Source organism: Streptomyces sp. NBC_00647 (assembly GCF_045207245.1).
Classification (GTDB): Bacteria; Actinomycetota; Actinomycetes; order Streptomycetales; family Streptomycetaceae; genus Streptomyces.
The window spans coordinates 9,693,580-9,710,460 of sequence record NZ_CP109040.1 but is presented as its reverse complement, the minus strand read 5'-3'; the positions used below and the strand labels follow the sequence as shown (position 1 = coordinate 9,710,460).

The following is a 16,881-nucleotide window of genomic DNA, read 5'->3' as shown; positions in this document are numbered from 1 at the left end:
GATTCGACACCGCCCGAGGGTATCCCTGATCGTTGCGTCGTCGGCCCGACCCCGTCGCTCGTCGGCTGTGCTCGTACCCGAAGGCAAAGGGAGCGGTCTCGCGCCACCGTGCTCATCGCTCATCGCTCATCGCACTCCCTCCGATTGCCTGAACCCGGATTCGGCCCCGCACGCTGTTTCAAGTTTCGGTGCGGCAACGGATGTTGGGGCCGAACGGGTTTATCCGGTCCCGCCCGCTGCCAGAATCGACAGGAGTTGCACAGAGGGGCAGGGGGGCCTGTGTCGCTGTCGGGCAAATACCTCGCGCTGGACAGCGCGTCCGTCGTCACGGCGCTCGGTGGACTGCTGGTCGCGATGATCGCGGCGGCGGTGGCGCTGTGGCAGGTGAAGCGCGTCCAGAGCCTGGAACGGGAGAAGATCCAGCTCGAAACGGCCGCCCAGATGCGGCTGAAGGAGCAGGAGTGGCAGCACGAAAGACAAGTGACGGCGCGTGAGCGCCGCCGGGCCGCCCGCGAGGCCGAGCAGGAACGAGAACGGGCCGCCGAGCGGGTGGCCGCCCACCGCAGCACGCTGGAGGCGGGGGCGGCGGCGTACTGCGGACGCCTGGTCCAGGAGCTGTCGACGCTGCGGATCCTGGACATGTCGCGGCCGCTGCGACTGGAGCGGTTGTACGTGCAGGTGGGGGTGCAGGAGCAGCAGCCGTTGCGGTTCCTGTCCGCCGACGAGGTGGAACGACAGGCCCGCCGTACGGACGGCGAGCGCCGCACCTGGCGTACGGAGGCGGAACGCGCGGAGGCCAGGGCCGCGGCCGAGAGCCACGCCGCCGTCCACACCTACGCACCGGTCGACGCCCTCCAGCGCTACCGGCGCATCGTGGTGGTCGGCGACCCCGGCGCCGGAAAGACGACGATGCTGCGGCATCTGGCGCTACGGATGGCCACGCAGTCGGAGCACGAGTCGCTGCCCGTGCTCCCGGCGTACGTCGAGTTGTTCAGGTTTGTCGAGAGCGGTCACGAGTCGCTGCTCGACCACCTCGCGGAGCACTGGGCCGACCATTACGGCTTCGAGGACGCCCGTGACTACATCGTGGAGAAGCTCACCGACGGCAGCGCGGCCCTGCTGCTCGACGGGCTGGACGAAGTGCTGGGCGGCGAGAGCGCACGGGAGGCGGAGAGTGCCTACCACCGGGTGACGGCCGAACTCACCCGTCTGGCAACGCGATTCCCCCGTGCGCCGATCGCCACGACCTGTCGCCGACAGGGCTGGCGGGGAGGACTGTCACAGTTCCAGGTGCTGGAGGCACTGGACTTCGAGTGGCCGCAGATCGAGACGTTCGTCGCCAACTGGTTCGGCGCCGGCGACCGGCGACGGGCCGGTCTCGTCCGCGCCCTCTCGGCGAACGGTCGCCTCCAAACCCTCGCCGCCAACCCGCTGTTGCTCAGCCTGATCGCGATCGTCTACGAGCGTGACCTCGAACTCCCCGAACGCCGCGCGGCGTTGTACCAGCGCTGCGTGGAGGTGCTGCTGCGCGAGTGGGACGCGCACCGCAAGATCTCGCGGTACAGCCGCTTCACCACCGACCGCAAACAGGACCTGCTGAAAGAGATCGCCCGCCACTACCACCAACGGGGCCTGCGCTATTTCCCCGAGGACGACCTCCTCGACCAGATCGCCCGCTTCCTGCCCACCATCGATCTGGCCCCCGAGGACAGCCGGGCCATCCTCGACGAGATCGCGGCCCAGTACGGCCTGCTCAAACCGCAGGCGCACGGCTGGTACGGCTTCCTGCACCTCACCCTCCAGGAGCACTTCACCGCCGCCGCCCTGCTGGAGCGGGGTGCGGACGGCATCCAGCAGGCGGTAGGGGCGCGCTACGACCCGTGGTGGGAAGAGGTGATCCTGTTGCTGGCGGGGTCCCTGCCGGACGCGTCCCCGCTGCTGTCGGGCCTGCTGCAACTGGAACCGGACCGGCCACGCACGGACGCCGCCGGCCTCCTCGACCTGCCCGACGACGACCTCTTCCACACGGACCTGCTGCTCGCTGCGCGCTGTCTGACGGGCAGCCCGCGGGTGGCCGATGTGGCCCTGCGGCGGGAGATCGTCGCCTCCGTCTGGCACCTGCTGGACGGATCCCGGTACCCGGACGAGAAACGGCGGGCGGCCGAGGCCCTGGTCGGGGTGGCGCGATCGGACGCGCAACTGGACGAGATCGTCGCGTACATCTGCGACGAGCAGCGGGACAGCGAGGCCCGGCTCGCGCTGATCCAGGCGCTGGAGGCGCACGGCGGGCGGCGGGTGGGCGAGCGGTTGCTGGGCGTCTTCGGGCTGGGCGGCGTCAACTCCTTCTACCTGCGGGAGGCGTTGATCACCGCGCTCGGCACGCTGCGCGTGGAGGCCGCGGTACCGGCGCTGCGCGCGGAGCTGGAGCGGAGGCTGACCTCCCTGGCCGGTGCGCCCGCACGCGACAACTGGTCGGCTGCCAAGGACATCGCCATGATCATGCGTGCACTGGGTCAGGCGGGCGCCCCTGCCGAGGTCTTCCTGCACGCGCTGGAAAGTCGCACGGGCTCCCCGTGGTTCTCGACCATCGCGGCGGCGGCGCGGGACGCGCTCAAGAACACCCGGGAGCCGGGCACGGCCGAACGGCTGCTCGAACTCCTCCTGCGACCCCTCGACAACGAGGATGTGGCCGGGGCCTATCTGGACGCGGCGGGCGAGGCCGGGGTCCGGACGCTGCTGGACCGGTTCCGGTCCATGGGGAGCACCGGTGCGCTGCTGACGGCGGTCCGGGACCACATCGCCGAGAGTCACGGCCGCGCGCCGCGCGACGCGCTCCTCGCTCTCGTCCGGGACCACACCGTGACGGCCCAGGCCCGCTGCCTCGCGCTCGAATGCCTGGACGAGAGCCCCGGAGACCCCGACGAGCTCGACACGTTCGTCACCCACCCCGACACGAGCGTGCGGGTGGCGGCCGCGGCGACGCTGGCGGCATGGGGGGCGCCGGTGGGCCTCGACGTCATCCGTACAGCGATCCTGGACGGCAGCGTGGTGCTCCTGGACCGCTGGAACATCGAGGAGGAGGGGGACGAATCCGTCTCGACTCCGCACCGCCTCGTCTCCGTCCTGGTGCCGTACGGCGTCACGGGGATCGTGGAGGACCTGCGGGCCAGAGCCGGGCTGTCGGGTCGCGACGGGGTGAAGGCGCGCGACTGGCTGTACGCCTTCTCCCCCGAGGACGAGGTGGACGACTGCCTGTACCGGCTGAGCAGCGGCGAGCATCTGGGGCGGTACGAGATCCCGGATCACGTACCGTCGTCCCGGACCAAGACGGTCTTCCAGTACTTCCAGAGCACCCCGAGCGCGGGCTTCGGCTCCCTGCGCAGCGACTACGAGAAACTTCTGACCGTCGCCGCTGCCGCCGCCGAAGGCGCCGAATCGGTGGCCTGGCTGGTCCGCTTCCTGCCCGGCGGCGACCTCAGCAGCATGTACTTCCCGCAGGCTCACCACCACGCCTACGAAGCGAGCCGCCGCGCCCGCGTGCGGGTCCTGCGAGACCGCACCGTCCGGCCCATCGGGCGCCAAGGCGACGAGTGAGCGGAGCCGACAGAAAAAAGACCCCGTCCCGGAAGTACGGGACGGGGTCTTCACCGAGCGCCGGGCAGGCCTTGCACCTGCATCTCCCCGCAGGAAGCGGGACGTCTTTCCTTGGACCACCGACGCACACGAACCGGCTCGACATCCGCCGACCAGCTCAAGATCCACATTATCAGACGAGTGCGCGGACCTTGTCCGCCGCTCCCCTTCCCGGGCCCTCTGGGTCACCCGGCCGAGCCAAAAGCTGAGCGGCTCATCGGTCGCTGGGAGTAGGTCCTGTGCCTCAGGCGCCCTTCGGGCCTGCTTGGCTAGGGTCGATCCTCATGGAGACCACGGGAATCGTTCGCCGCCCGACGGCGGAACGTATGCACGACACTCTCGAGCGGCTCGTTACCGAGCGGGATGTATGGGTGTCGACGGCTCACCCTGATCACGGGCCGCACCAGGTGCCGCTGCGGTTCCTGTGGGATGGGCGAGCAGTGTGGATGTGCACCAGCGCCACTTCCGTGACAGCGCGAAACGTCCGCAAAGAGCCGCGCGTGCGCCTGGCGCTACCGGACACCTTCGACGTAGTGCTCCTCCAGGGTGAGGCGGAGTGCTTCCCCGACCGAGAGGTACCCGAAGGCGCAGCTGAGGCGTTCGCCGACAAGTTCGGGTGGGATCCACGCGTGGAAGAGGGTTCCTTTCTGTATGTACGAGTGGTCCCGAGGACTGTGCGCGCTTGGCGCGGCGAGCCAGAGCTACGCGGGAGAGTCATCATGCGCGACGGGATGTGGCTGGAATAGCCGTCCCTCACCGAGGCACCAGACGGTGCCACATCCTCAGATCCTCCTTCAACAGGCCAGCGCGCCATGAGACTCGAAGGTGCAGCCGCTCCCCGGACAAGTCAATGCCCGGATCCTTCGCCGCCGAGTCTCGAACCACTGTTCTCCATTCCTTTGACTGCCATGCAGCAGTGACGTTTCACTGAGACTGATCCACGCAACCCGCCACCGACGGCCGTCCGGGAGCTCTACGCTCACTCGCGGTCTCGGGGAGAGGCCGTGTGCAAGGGGGCTCGGATGACACTGCTGAAGGACGATCCCACCTGGGTGGGCACGTACCGTTTGGAAAGCCGACTCGGGTCGGGCGGCATGGGAGTGGTGTACCGGGCGTGCTCCGCGTCCGGTCAGGTCCTTGCGTTAAAGGTGATACGCCGGCAGTGGGCCGCGAACCCGGAATTCCGGGCCCGCTTCGAGCTGGAGGTCGCCGCCGCCCGCATGGTCCACAGCAAGCACACCGTGCCGATCACCGACGCTGATCCCCACGCACCTGATCCGTGGATGGCCAGCCCCTACGTCCCGGGAGAGTCCCTGGCTGTCCGCGTGGAGGAGCGTGGACCCCTCGACGAGCCGGAACTTCGTGCGCTGGCCCGGGCGTTGGCCGGCGCCCTGCGGGACGTTCACAGGGCCGGGGTGGTCCATCGCGACCTCAAACCCGGCAACGTGCTGCTCAGCGAGCGCGGTCCGCTGATCATCGACTTCGGTGTCTCCCGAGCCGTCGACGGAAGACCCCTCACCGCCGCTGGCCAGATCGTCGGCACCCCCGCCTTCATGGCACCCGAGCAATTCACCACACCCTCCGAAGCCGGCCCGGCGGCCGATGTGTTCTCCCTGGGCTGCGTGCTGGTCTTCGCCGCGACCGGACGCAGTCCATTCGAAGCTGGCAGCCCCTACGCCTCGGCCCACCTGAGCATGCACGAGGAGCCGGACCTGAGCACCCTGCCCGAGTTCTTGCACGACCTGGTCACGGCCTGTCTGCGGAAGCTTCCGGCTGAACGGCCCACCCCGGAGGAACTGCTGCTGACCCTCACCCCTTCCGAAGCGCCACGCAAGTCCGCGCGTTCCACGGCGCTCCGCAGGTTCCGTGCGCTCGCGGTCCGCTGGCTAGGTCGGCGGGTGCCCGCGTGGCTGATGGCTCTCACCGTCCTGGCCTCGGTGGCGACGGGCATCGGCACCATGGCGGCCTGGCCACCCTCCCCGGCTACCGTGCCGGCCACCCGTCATACCCAGACGGACTGGCACCCGTGGGAGACGAGGCTTGCGGGAAACGGCGACATTCAGCGGTGTTCCGCGTACGACGAAGTCATCTACTGCACCACTGGCAACGGCTCCGTCGCCCGTATCAACACCTACAACAACGGCCGCATCGCCTGGACGAGCGACGCCCCTGCCGACCAGTACGCCAACTTCACACCCCCCAACGGTGGCACGGCCGTGCTCGGCATCTCCCACGGCATGGTCTTTATCGTGCGGGACCGCGCCCGCCACGACCCCGAGCCCGATGACGCATGGGTCACGCTGCCCTCTCGGCTCTACGCGCTGGATGCCGGCACCGGGAAGACGCTGTGGACCCGTCTTCTCCCCGACAACACCACAGACATCCCAGGATTTCAGGCAGCACAGTTGGTGCGGGAGACAAATACCCTGTACCTCACTGATCTGGCCAGGCGCGAGATCCGGGCGATCAATGTGGCCACCCGCGAAACTCGGTGGAAACGGCCGCTCGCCCCGAGAGAGATACTCGCCGCGACACCCGACGGCCTGTACGCCATCCGGACCTCGCTGAAACGTGCTCAACAACCCAACAAGTCTGTGATCACGGCAGTCGAAGCATCAACCGGGCGGACAGCGTGGTCCACCACCAAGGCAGGCATCCTCGACTTCGCCGCGTCCGCACCAGGCGCCTTGTACCTGTCAGAGCGCAACAAAGACCTGGCCAATGACGTCAGGAACATCGCGCTGGTCCGCCTCGATACCCGTACCCGCACCGACCTCCGCGTCCACATTCCAGGAGGCTTCGAGATTCGACTGGCACCAAACACCACACAATCGATCAAGGACCACTATGGAGTACCTGATCGCAACTTCTTCTACATCGTGGCTTACAGCGGCGACACCATCGCCGTGGACACCAAGAGCAAGCGCATCCGATGGCACCGCACCCCTGGAACAATTGTCCCGACGGGCATGCCGACCCTCGTTGGGACACAGCTGCTCTATCCCACTCGCTTCGGAGAGGTGTTCGCTGTAGACACTCATACGGGCGATCAACTCTGGCAGACCCACCCGCGTACCGCCTCCGTCAAACGCCCATGGACCTCCTCGAGCCCTGTCATGATCGTAAATGGCAGGCTGTATGTAGCCTCTCGCAACAGCGTCTTCGTAGTCGATGCGAGCCCTTCCCCGCCAGCCCTCGATCAGCAAACATGATCATCTTCCCGAACGGGAACATGAGCCAGCACTGCAGCCCAACGAACCGCGTCAATGCTCAGAAGTTGTTGTCGTTCCGAACCTGACAGCTGACTTTCGGCTGGTCAGGCATGGCGTCGTGGGTTCCGTGGCAGGCCCAGGGCGTCGTGTCGTCGCGGTGGTGGAGGTTAAGGAGTGCCCTCGGTGAGAGGTCTGCTGGTGGAGCGGGAACGGGAAACTGCTCGGCGGGTGGAGGTGCTTCCTCGCCCAACTGCAGGACGCGGGAGGGGACTGGGAGCGATTCGTGATGTCACGGGAGACGGTGGTCGAGGTCCTTGCTGGTCCCGGACCATGACGACGTTGCGGCCGGGCCTGGTGGTCCAGCGATGAGATCCCTTTGCTGGCGCCGATTTTGAGGTCGGTGGTGCCGGTGTGGGGTGAGGGCCGTCAGGTCTCGGTGCTGCCGGCGGACTATCAACGGCTGACGGCGGTCCTGCCTGTCCAGGGTGGCTCGTTGAGCTGCAAGGAGGTCGTGTCGGCACTCGGAGTGCAGCCCGTGCACTCGAAGATCGAGGGAGTGCGGTCGGGCAGGTCCTCGGAGTGGTGAGGGGGCGCCGGTGCCGCCGAAGTCCAAGGTCGATCTGTATGCGGCGATCCGCCGTGATGTCCGGGCGGGAATGTCGAACCGGGCCGTCCAGCCCAAGTATGGGGTGGGCTTCCGGGCGGCCTCCCGCTAACGCGGGGCGATGGCTTTGAGCCAGTCCTCGACGGCGAGGACATCTGCCCACTCCGGGAACAGTTTCTCGGTGAGCATCCGGTGCACCTCGGGGTCGGTGTCGAGGCAGGCATCCGCCAGGACGGTGAGGGCGAAGTCCAGGTCAATGGCGTGCCACAGAGTGGACAGCACTACGGCGCTGGTGGCGATGCCGGTGAGAACAAGGCTGTCGATATCGCGAGCCCTGGGCACCAGGCCGAGGTCGCTGCCCGAGAACGCGCTCCCCCGCCTCTTCGTGACCACGACGTCGCCCTGCTGGGGCTCGACGTCGTGATGAATCGCGGTTCCAGGGGCCCCCTCGGTGAACAGGCCGGCCCGCACGGCGTTTGTCATCACCCTGTTGCGGGGGCTGACTTCCGGATCGCCCGGCCGTAACCCGAGCACGACGTAGATCACGGTGATACCGGCAGCCCGGGCACCGTCGATCGCCCTGCGCAAGCGTGGCAGATATCCGGAGCCATCATCGGCGATGGCCACGACGTCCCGTTGGACGTCCATCACCAGAAGTGCGCTGTTCGCCATGCCTACCGTCCCTTCTCCGTCGGGGATACAGGAGCAAGTCTGGTGGACCAACCGAGCTGCGGTGGAGGTTTCGGAGCTCCTCAAAGTCAGTCACAAATTCCGTGAGGACGATCGACGGAGTTTGGTCTCGGCGACCGCGCGTCATCAGGGATCAATCGTGGTCGCCGTCCAGGACCCGGCTATCTGACCGGCCCTTGCTCATCGACGAGCATGGTGGGCGTGGACAGGAACACATCGTTGTTCACCGGGCCGTAGGCGATGTTGAACGTGTCGAGCCAGTACGACCAGTCCTGCATGCCTGCCATGCTGCTGAAGCGATAGTTGAGCTGCCAGCGCACCCACTGGCCGGGGGCAAGTCGCACCGCCGGGGGACGTCGCGGCCTGGGCGGCAGGGCGAACAAGGGCTCTACTCGGGGCAGGACCCGCAGGCGTCCGTCGGTTTCACGGAGCTGGACATCGACCTTGCCGCGGTCTTCCTGGGTGTCATACGGCTCGAAGCCGTCTCGCTCGTGCATACGGATTACGTGTGCGGAGGCGGCCGCGACATACGGGAGAGCGAAGCCGATCGGGGCCGCGTTCCTGCGCGAAGCAGCCTCCCCTCCCCGGGACTGCTTCGTTCAGGACGTCCGTATCCACTGGACGGTGATCTCCATGGCGAACCCCTGCCGACTCGTCGAGGAACTCACTCTAGGTTCCGTGCTCAAGAATCACCGAGCCCCTCCGACAGTCACTGGCTGTTCCGACGGGCGGGCAGCAGTGAGTAGGACGGCTTACGGCGGAGTGGGAGTTCGGCCCGTTCCCGATCACGTACACGGATGAGTCGATTCCTCGGAAGACCCCAGGAAAGCGCCGGGCCTGACAGACTGTGCGCCACCTGGGGGGAGAGATTGTCGTGCCGGATGAGTTGACCGTCCGCCGGATACTCGGGGACCAGCCGTTCGCCGAGATCGGCAGGCCCGTGTGGGCGGTGCCCGACGCGCGTCACGGCTGCGTCATCGCGGCCGGTGACCTCGGGCACGTCATGTGGCGCGGTACGGGCCACTGGCTCGGCCACCGCATCGGCGTGTACGAGGCCGACACCCTCCGTCCGCGCCACGTCGTCGCCTCCCGCTACTCCGTATGTGCCATCGAGCCTCACCCCGAGCTGCCGCTCGTCGCCGTCGGCACCGGCCGCTACGACGGCTCGTGGGACTTCCAGGGACAGCTGCTCCTGCTGCACCTGGAGACCGGGCGCGTGACGAACCTGCTGAGCAAGAGCCGCCAAGTGCGCCACCTGCGCTGGCTGGACGACGGCAGGCTCGCGATGCTGCTCTCCCCCGAGGACAAGGACGGCGGCTTCCGCGAGGGCTTCGAGCTGGCCGTCGCGGTGGACGACTGGCTGTCTGCTCCGGCCGGTCTGGTGGACCCCGACGACACACGCCATCCGATGGTCGAGAGCGGGCTCCTTCACGACCCGCGTGTGGAGGACACCCTCGCGCGGCTGACGGAGGGCCGGTGGCGGCGGCGGGCGGAGGTGCGGGACCTGGCGGTGCTGGCCGACGGCCGGGTGCTCGCCACCGGCAGGCACACGGACCTCGAATGCTGGGATCCGTCCGGCACGCTGATGTGGGCTCTTCCTGCGGACGGGGAGGGGAGCGTCCGGGTCGAGGCAGCCCCTGGCGACGAGTCGGCGTGGGTGACGTACCGGGGCTACCGGCGCCACGAGGTGACGGGTCGCCCGGTTGACCGCGCGACCACTGTTCGGCGGATATCGACGGCGGACGGCGGTGCGGTGGACTGCGTGGACGTGCCGTCGGTCCCCGCACTGTGCGCCGCGGACGACGGCTGGCTCGCCCTGCGCCCGCAAGGGCGCGAGGCACACGCCGCCGCGCTGCTGCTCGCCCCCACGCATCAGGAGGCGGCACGCCTCGGCCTCGCCCCCAGCCGCTCCAACTCCCCGGCGCTGCGCGTCAGACACAGCGCCCGTCTGCTGTACGTGGACGGCCCCGGCCCGGACGACGACGCGCCGTGGATCCACGCGATCGAACCTCCAGGCGCCCACGGCCCCGCCACTCTGCGCGCCCTCTTCCCCTTGCGCTGGGACCCGGCGTCCGCACTCCAGCCCTGGTACGGCCCCGCCGTCGAGCTGACACACACCCTCGTCCACGCGGGCAGGTCGTACGAACAGGGCGCCACATACGCGGAAGCCCGCGAGGGCACGTACGTCGCGAGTCGCCGGCTGCCGAACGGAGAGGCGCGCTGGGTGTACCGCACCGACAAGCCGCTCGCCGATCTCGACGGCGACGAGCGGAGGATGTACGTCGTGTATCTCACCGGTGAGGTGGAGACCCTGGACACGGCGACGGGCGAGGTGCGAGCCCGGCACACGCTGCACGCGCACGGCCACCCGGTCACGCCGGTGTCCGCCGCGTACCGGGCGGAGCAACAGCGGCTGGTCGTAGGGACGGTGGACGGGCGGATCCTGGACTGCTCGGTCTCGGGTTGACCGGGTCGGCACAAACCGCCCGCCACCACAATGGGCCAACTGCGGGCGGAGATCTCCTCACGAGGCTTCAACGGACGACCGAAGGGTGAGGGGCCCGGCTGGCTGCATCGGACGAGCACCAGTCAGTGCCCCTCCGCGCGGAGACGATCCGCGAAAACCCACTGTCAGCGAGGTCTTGCCGTCATCGGTGCGCGGCAATGCGGTCGATGGGCAGCAGCTTCCCCTCCAGGACAGTGTGAGGAATGGCTGTTTCGCTGTTGACTGAGCGCGCTCGTGGCCGGCCTGGCCCCGGAGCGCGCTCAGGGTTCTGCACGGCGCACATCGCCGTGACGCTTCTGTGCGGGGAGGCGGTCCGCGTGCGTCGCCTACCGTACGGCGACGTAATCGCCGGTCGACGACTTCGCTCCGGAGGTGGAGTTCCCGTAGTACGTCCACCGCCACGTCCCCGGCCCGGCGGCCTTCGCCGTGGTCGTGAGCGCCGCCGTGCTGCTCGACGTCGCCTTCTTGACCGTCGTGTACGAGGAGGCGCCCGTCGCCTTGAACTGCAGGCTCACCGTGCGGCCCGCGTACCCCTGGTACGTGTGGGTGTCCCAGTTCGCCCGTGTGACCTGCCCGGTCACGGTGATCGTCTTCCCTGCCGCGACCGGCTCCGGCGAGGCGTTGACGGTGACGCGTGTAGCACGCTTGACCTGCAACGGGAGGTTCTCGTCGTCCGTGTCGTAGGCGTCACCGGCGAGAAAGACCCGAGCGGCGGTTTTCCAGGTGCCGGCGTCCTCGTTCCCGAAGTCGGAGTTCCGCGGGTCGATGTACAGCCACTCCTTGAAGTCGCAGACTCCGTTCGCCTTGTCCACGACCGTGCAGTCGCTGGTGATGACGGAGCTGTGCAGCGTGTCCCCCGTGTCCGGCCTCCCCCTGAGTTCCGAGAGCCGTCCGCACAGTCGAGCAGATCCATGTGCCACAGATGGCTCTCGTGCCTGTAGCTATCGGTGGAGTAGCGCTCGGCGTGGACGCTCACCACCGCGATGGCCGCATCCCGATCCCGGCGCTGTTCCGCTGCCTGGGCCCTCTCGAACGTGGGGTGACAAGCCGCCTCTGGTGAACCTCTGGGCGAAAGGACTGCGGCGAAGCCAGACTGGTCTCACGGTCTGACGCAGGGGGGCGGGCGGGTGAGACACAGGCTGCCAGGAGAGCAATCAGTACAGGACATTCTCAGCGAACGTAGGCGCCGCGGCTTCCTCGGCCGGGAGGCGGAACGCGCCGCGTTCACGGAGAACTTCACCGTGGCACCGGAGGATGAGCGCCATCGTTTTCTCTTTCACATTCATGGCGACGCCGGTGTTGGCAAGACGTTCCTCTTGGCCGAGCTGGAGCACATCGCGCGTGAGCAAGGAGCGTTGACTGCCTGCGTTGACGAATCCGCCGACAGCGTGCCGGAGGCGCTCGGTGCGCTCAGCGCCCAGTTCGGTCGCCAAGGTCACCGATTCCGGGAGCTCAACCGCCTGCTCGCCGTCTGGCGGGAGCGCCGGCATGAGGCGGCATCTGTGGGTTTGGATGAACTGCCGGACAGCAGTGTGCCGGAGCCGTCGCCGAGCAGCATGGTGGTCGCGCGTGCCAGCCTCATCGGGCTTGGGCTGGTGCCCGGTGCGGGAGTCTTCACGGGGGCGGTCGATCCGGCTCAGGTGGCCCGAGGAGCGGACCGGCTGCGGGTCGGGCTCGGTGCGCGGTTACGCAGCCAGGAAGACGTCCAGATGGTGATGTCCCCCGAGCTCGTGCTGACTCCGGTGTTCTTACGGGAGTTGGCCGAGGCGGTCGCGTCCGTTCCATGGATCGTGCTCTTCTTCGATGCGTACGAGAGAACGGCGCCCGTTCTGGACGACTGGCTGCGGGATGTGATGACGACGACGCGGTATGGCGCTTTGACGTCCCGGGTCGTTGTGGTGACGGCCGGGCAGTACGCCATCAATGCCGCCGGATGGGGTGATTTCGCCAGTGTGATCGCGGACTGGCCGCTGGGGAACTTCACCGAGGCGGAGGCACGCAAGCTGCTGCGGAACAAGGGGGTCGTCTCCGAACCGGTGGTCAGGGAGGTACTCCGGCTCAGCGGCGGCTTGCCCGTGCTGGTCTCCACTCTCGCGGCCGGCAGGCCCACGGAACCCGACCGAGTGAAGGACCCCAGCGCCACGGCCGTGGAGGGCTTCCTGAAATGGGAGCAGGATCCGGTGCGGCGAGCGGCGGCACTGGCCGGCGCGCTGCCTCTGCACCTGGACGTTGACATCTTCCGTACAGCGGTTGGCTGCTCCAACGCCGAGGGGGCCGCTCTGTTCCCGTGGCTGCATGGCCTGCCCTTCGTAGCAGAGCATGGCATCGGTGTGCGCTATCACGATGTGGTGCGGGCCCAGATGCTGCGCCTGCAGCGCCGCCGTTCGTTGCGTGACTGGATCGAGCGGCACACGGCTCTGGTCGAGTTGTTCAGGCAGTGGCGGGTACAGGCCGAGGAACACCTGACTCCGGGCTCGTTCTGGAAGGATGACAGGTGGCGAGAGCTACGCGTGGCGGAGTCGTATCACCTCCTGTGTACCGGGTCGCGACGTGCGTGGGACGCTGTCCTGCTCGACGTGGCGTCGGCGTGTACTGCAGGTGAGACCGTGGCCCGCCGCTGGGCGCAAGTCTTCCGGGACGCGGGCGGGGACACGGAATCCGAGGAGCTCCTTGCGTGGGGGCGCCGCCTGCACGCGGCCCTTGCCGAGGGTGGAACGACGCAGGCTCTGCATCTGCTGCTTGACCAGGCGGGTTTCGGCTCAGAGGGTCAGGCGGCAGTCCTGGTCGCCTGCGGGGGCTTGCGTCGCGCGGAAGGCGAGGTCCGTCATGCCCTGGCCGACTACCACCGGGCTGTGGCTCTCAGTCCTCGAATGGAACCGGCCTACGTAGGCCGGGCACTCGCCTATGCCGAACAGGGCGAGTATCCCGCGGCCATCGAAGACCTGGACCTCGCCGACGCACTGGCTCCTGATACCGCGCAGACCCTGCGACGGCGCGGTGACTACTACCGGATCACGGGCCGACCCCAGGAATCGATGCGTGATCTCCAACGGGCCGTTGAACTTTCCCCGCTCGATCCCATGGTGTGGACGTCCCGGGGCACGACACACGACAGTCTCGGCGACACCGCGGCGGCTCTCACCGATCTCAACCATGCCTTGCAGCTGAAGCCCGACAGTGTGCGCGCCCTGATCCACAGGGCCCGGGTGCATACCTTCCAGCCGCAGCACCGCGCGCAGGCGTTGGAAGACCTAGACCGAGCAGTGGAGTTGGAGCCCGACGCTGCCTGGGTGCGCTGCGAACGCGGTTCAGCGCTGCGGATCATGGGTCGCAGCCCGTCCGCCCTCGCTGACTTCGACCGAGCCATCGAACTCGACCGCGGATATGCCCGCGCCTACAGCGGTCGCGGCGCCACGCTGGGCATTCTGGGCCGGTACCCGGAAGCCCTGAGCGACCTGAACCGTTCGGTGGAGCTGTTTCCCCTCCATGCCTGGTCGTGGTCCCGCCGCTGCTGGGTCCACACCAAGCTCGGAGCGTACGAGGAGGCACTTGCCGACGCCAACCATGCACTCGCCTTGACACCCGGTGATGCGAGCACGCTGATGCACCGCGCCGAAGTACTGCACAGATTGGGACGGTTCGAGGAAGCACGCGTTGATCTCGAGACCACCATCGAAAGTGGCTTCGAGCACGCGAACACCTGGTCGCCGTGGCTCAGGATCGACTTCTGCCTTGCAACCGGCCGCCTGCAGCAAGCCCAAGCCGACCTGCACTTCTACCTAGAACGCGGAGTGCAGGAATCCGCCGCACAAGCACAGCATCTTCTCGCCCGTATCCACCTGCTCAACGGCCGGACCGAACAGGCCATGACAGCACTCCAGAAGGCCTGGAGGGCGGACCCGCCAAGGCAGACCATGCTTGAAACTCTATGCACCGCGCACCGACGAACCGGCCGGGGCGTCGCGGCGCTACAGGCAGCCGAGCAACTGCGAGTCAGCGACGAAGCCTCCGGACTGACATGCCGCGCCCTTACCTTGGAGACCTGTAACGGCAGGCAGGCTGCCCATACCTGGTGGCACGCCGCAGAGCAGGCCCTCCACCAGGCCAAGCTCCCCGCCGAGACACGGCATCAATACAGCGCTGTCGTCTACGCGGCGCTCGATCGCTGGCCCGCGGTGGATGCAGAACTGGCCCATCAGCTGGCCACCCCGTCGGCCCGCTGGAACGAACTGGCCGAGCTCGCCGACACACTGGAAGAAATGCTACGCACCACCGGCATCGACCGCACCCGCCTCGCGCCCCGCCTGACGGCCCTCGCCGCCGCGCGCGATTCCATCCGCGCCCGCTACGAATAGGGCCTTGGCCCAAGGCCCGTCTCGCTGTGGGCTGCCTCCTGATACTGGGGGCTGGCTACGACGGGGATTGGTCAGGTCTCTGGGTGGGGTGCGGGTTCAGTATCGGCATGGATGCAAGGAGGCTGAACTCTTCCGCCGCCCTCATCCATGGGTTTCGGGAGGCCCGGACCAAGACTGCGATGTGCGGTCCGTGGCGATGCTGCCGGGTATAGCTGGGCACCGAAGCCGGAGGGGTGCCCTCCAACCATGGGTCACTGAGCACGTCCGCTTACCACGGCACACTGACGTTCGGGCTGCTCGGCAGCGTGCCGCAAGGCGCCCGCACCTGTGCCGGCGAGCCGCCGCCCGAGTGAACGACTGTCCCGTACCGACGCGGACGTGGCAGTCATGTCGTGTCCGGACATGTCCCGGGCGAACGCTTCTCCCCTCGGAACGGAGTGCCCGTGGCCCGTCTCGGCCGTGCCGCCGCCTTGTCCACATCGGCGTTGGTGTTCTTCGCCCTCGCCGCCCCTCAGACCACAGTCGCAGCTCCGGATCCGGCACCGGAAGCAACCTTCGTGGTGGTGCTGAAGGATTCGGTGACCGATCCCCAAGCAGCCTCACGGGATCAGATCAAGGCTTACGGAGGCGCTCGGCGTGGCGTCTACACCCATGCTTTGAAGGGGTACACAGCCGTGCTGACAGAGGCTGCGGCAGCCCTCCTGGAGCGTGACCCGGCTGTGCGATTCGTGACCCGGGAACACACCTTTCGCCCGCCTGCCCGGACGCATCCCAGACTTGTCGGCTGCAAGGAGTCGACAGGCGTGAAGCAGTGCCTTCCGGACTGGGCGCGCCGGGTGAACGCCGACCGGTCGTCGACGCGTTCGGGCGACGGACGGGGCTCGGTCCACGTGAACGTCGCCGTCCTCGACACGGGCATCAGTAACGCCCAGCCCGACCTCAATGTGCGCGGCGGCGTCGACTGCCTCTCGGGCACGCCTGTCGTACCGGGCGCCAGCTTCGACGATCCGGACGGGCACGGCACGGAGGTCGCGGGCGTGGTCGGGGCGAAGGACAACGGCATCGACGTCGTGGGCATCGCCCCGGGTACACCGGTGTGGGCGGTCAAGGTGGCCGACGACCAGGAGCAGATCACCGATTCCGCCGCTCTGTGCGGACTCGACTGGATCACCGCGACCCGCACCGACGGCGACCCCGCCAACGACATCACCATCGCCAACATGAGCTTCGGCGGTCCCGGATCCGACGACGGCGCGTGCGGGACGACGAACGCGGATGCCGAGCACGTCGCCGTGTGTGGCGCGGTGCGGGCCGGAGTCACCCTGGTCGCCTCCGCCGGCAACGAGCACCGCGATCTGGGGCAGCGCGTTCCTGCCACGTACGACGAGGTGCTCACCGCCACCGCCATGGCGGACTTCGACGGACGCCCGGGCGGCAAGGGCGTCGCGCAGTGCTACGGCTTCGATCACGCCTTCTTCGGAGAGTCCGACGACGAGGCCGCGCTGGAGTTCAGCAACTTCGCGAGATCGGTGGCAGACCGCCGGCACACCGTGGCCGCACCCGGAGTCTGCATGGAGACCACGGAGCCTCCCGGTTCGCCCTACACCTGGGTCGACGGCACGAGCTATGCCGCGCCTGTGGTCACCGGAGTGACGGCGCTGTGCGTCTCCGTGGGCCGCTGCGGCACCGACAGCCCGGGCCGGAATCTGCGCACGATCGTGAACGACGCGAAGAAGGCCAACACGAAGCAGCCTCGCTACGGCTTCTTCGGCGACCCCCTTCGCCCCATCCCCGGCCGCTACTACGGACACCTCGTCACCGCCGACCGGTACTGACGGTGCCGCCATGTCCCGACGGGGCCGCGCCATGAGATCCCCAGCC

General features: G+C 68.1%; 7 protein-coding genes and 2 pseudogenes. 6 read left to right on the top strand and 3 right to left on the bottom strand.

The window, feature by feature from the left end; genetic code table 11:
* Positions 1 to 279: 279 nt before the first annotated feature.
* The 3 genes from OG788_RS42740 (at position 280) to OG788_RS42730 (ending at position 6,845) form a co-directional block, all read left to right on the top strand.
* Positions 280 to 3,594 carry an NACHT domain-containing protein gene (locus OG788_RS42740; protein WP_406376275.1) on the top strand — a complete coding sequence of 1,105 codons (3,315 nt, stop codon included), beginning with the start codon at positions 280 to 282 and terminating at the stop codon, positions 3,592 to 3,594.
* Positions 3,595 to 3,917: 323 nt separating this feature from the next.
* Positions 3,918 to 4,379 (top strand): pyridoxamine 5'-phosphate oxidase family protein, encoded by a 462-nt coding sequence (locus tag OG788_RS42735; RefSeq protein ID WP_406376274.1) that lies wholly within the window; start codon positions 3,918 to 3,920, stop codon positions 4,377 to 4,379.
* A 276-nt stretch (positions 4,380 to 4,655) separates the two neighbouring features.
* On the top strand, positions 4,656 to 6,845 hold the full coding sequence (locus OG788_RS42730) for a protein kinase domain-containing protein (protein WP_406376273.1): 2,190 nt from the start codon (positions 4,656 to 4,658) through the stop codon (positions 6,843 to 6,845).
* A 712-nt stretch (positions 6,846 to 7,557) separates the two neighbouring features.
* Here OG788_RS42730 and OG788_RS42725 read toward each other — a convergent pair.
* Positions 7,558 to 8,121, bottom strand: coding sequence for a cysteine hydrolase family protein (locus tag OG788_RS42725; protein WP_406376272.1), 564 nt, complete (start codon positions 8,119 to 8,121; stop codon positions 7,558 to 7,560).
* 179 nt (positions 8,122 to 8,300) lie between these two features.
* Positions 8,301 to 8,774: pseudogene (locus OG788_RS42720) on the bottom strand (hypothetical protein).
* Between the two features lie 239 nt (positions 8,775 to 9,013).
* On the opposite strand from OG788_RS42720, the gene OG788_RS42715 reads away from it, so the two are divergent.
* Entirely contained in the window at positions 9,014 to 10,606 is a 1,593-nt protein-coding gene (locus OG788_RS42715; RefSeq protein WP_406376271.1) for a hypothetical protein, read from the top strand.
* Between the two features lie 365 nt (positions 10,607 to 10,971).
* Here the strand turns inward: OG788_RS42715 and OG788_RS42710 are convergent.
* Positions 10,972 to 11,502, bottom strand: a pseudogene (locus tag OG788_RS42710) (hypothetical protein); the annotation flags it as partial.
* Between the two features lie 384 nt (positions 11,503 to 11,886).
* Between OG788_RS42710 and OG788_RS42705 the strand changes: the two are divergent.
* On the top strand, positions 11,887 to 15,000 hold the full coding sequence (locus OG788_RS42705; RefSeq protein ID WP_406376270.1) for a tetratricopeptide repeat protein: 3,114 nt from the start codon (positions 11,887 to 11,889) through the stop codon (positions 14,998 to 15,000).
* A gap of 803 nt (positions 15,001 to 15,803) precedes the next feature.
* Positions 15,804 to 16,835 (top strand): S8 family serine peptidase, encoded by a 1,032-nt coding sequence (locus tag OG788_RS42700; protein WP_406376269.1) that lies wholly within the window; start codon positions 15,804 to 15,806, stop codon positions 16,833 to 16,835.
* Positions 16,836 to 16,881: the final 46 nt, after the last annotated feature.

Bases quoted from the DNA above. Each gene is read 5' to 3' on its own strand.
- OG788_RS42725 (WP_406376272.1), bottom strand. From the start codon at position 8,121: ATGGCGAACAGCGCACTTCTGGTGATGGACGTCCAACGGGACGTCGTG.
- OG788_RS42730 (WP_406376273.1), top strand. From the start codon at position 4,656: ATGACACTGCTGAAGGACGATCCCACCTGGGTGGGCACGTACCGTTTG.
- OG788_RS42735 (WP_406376274.1), top strand. From the start codon at position 3,918: ATGGAGACCACGGGAATCGTTCGCCGCCCGACGGCGGAACGTATGCAC.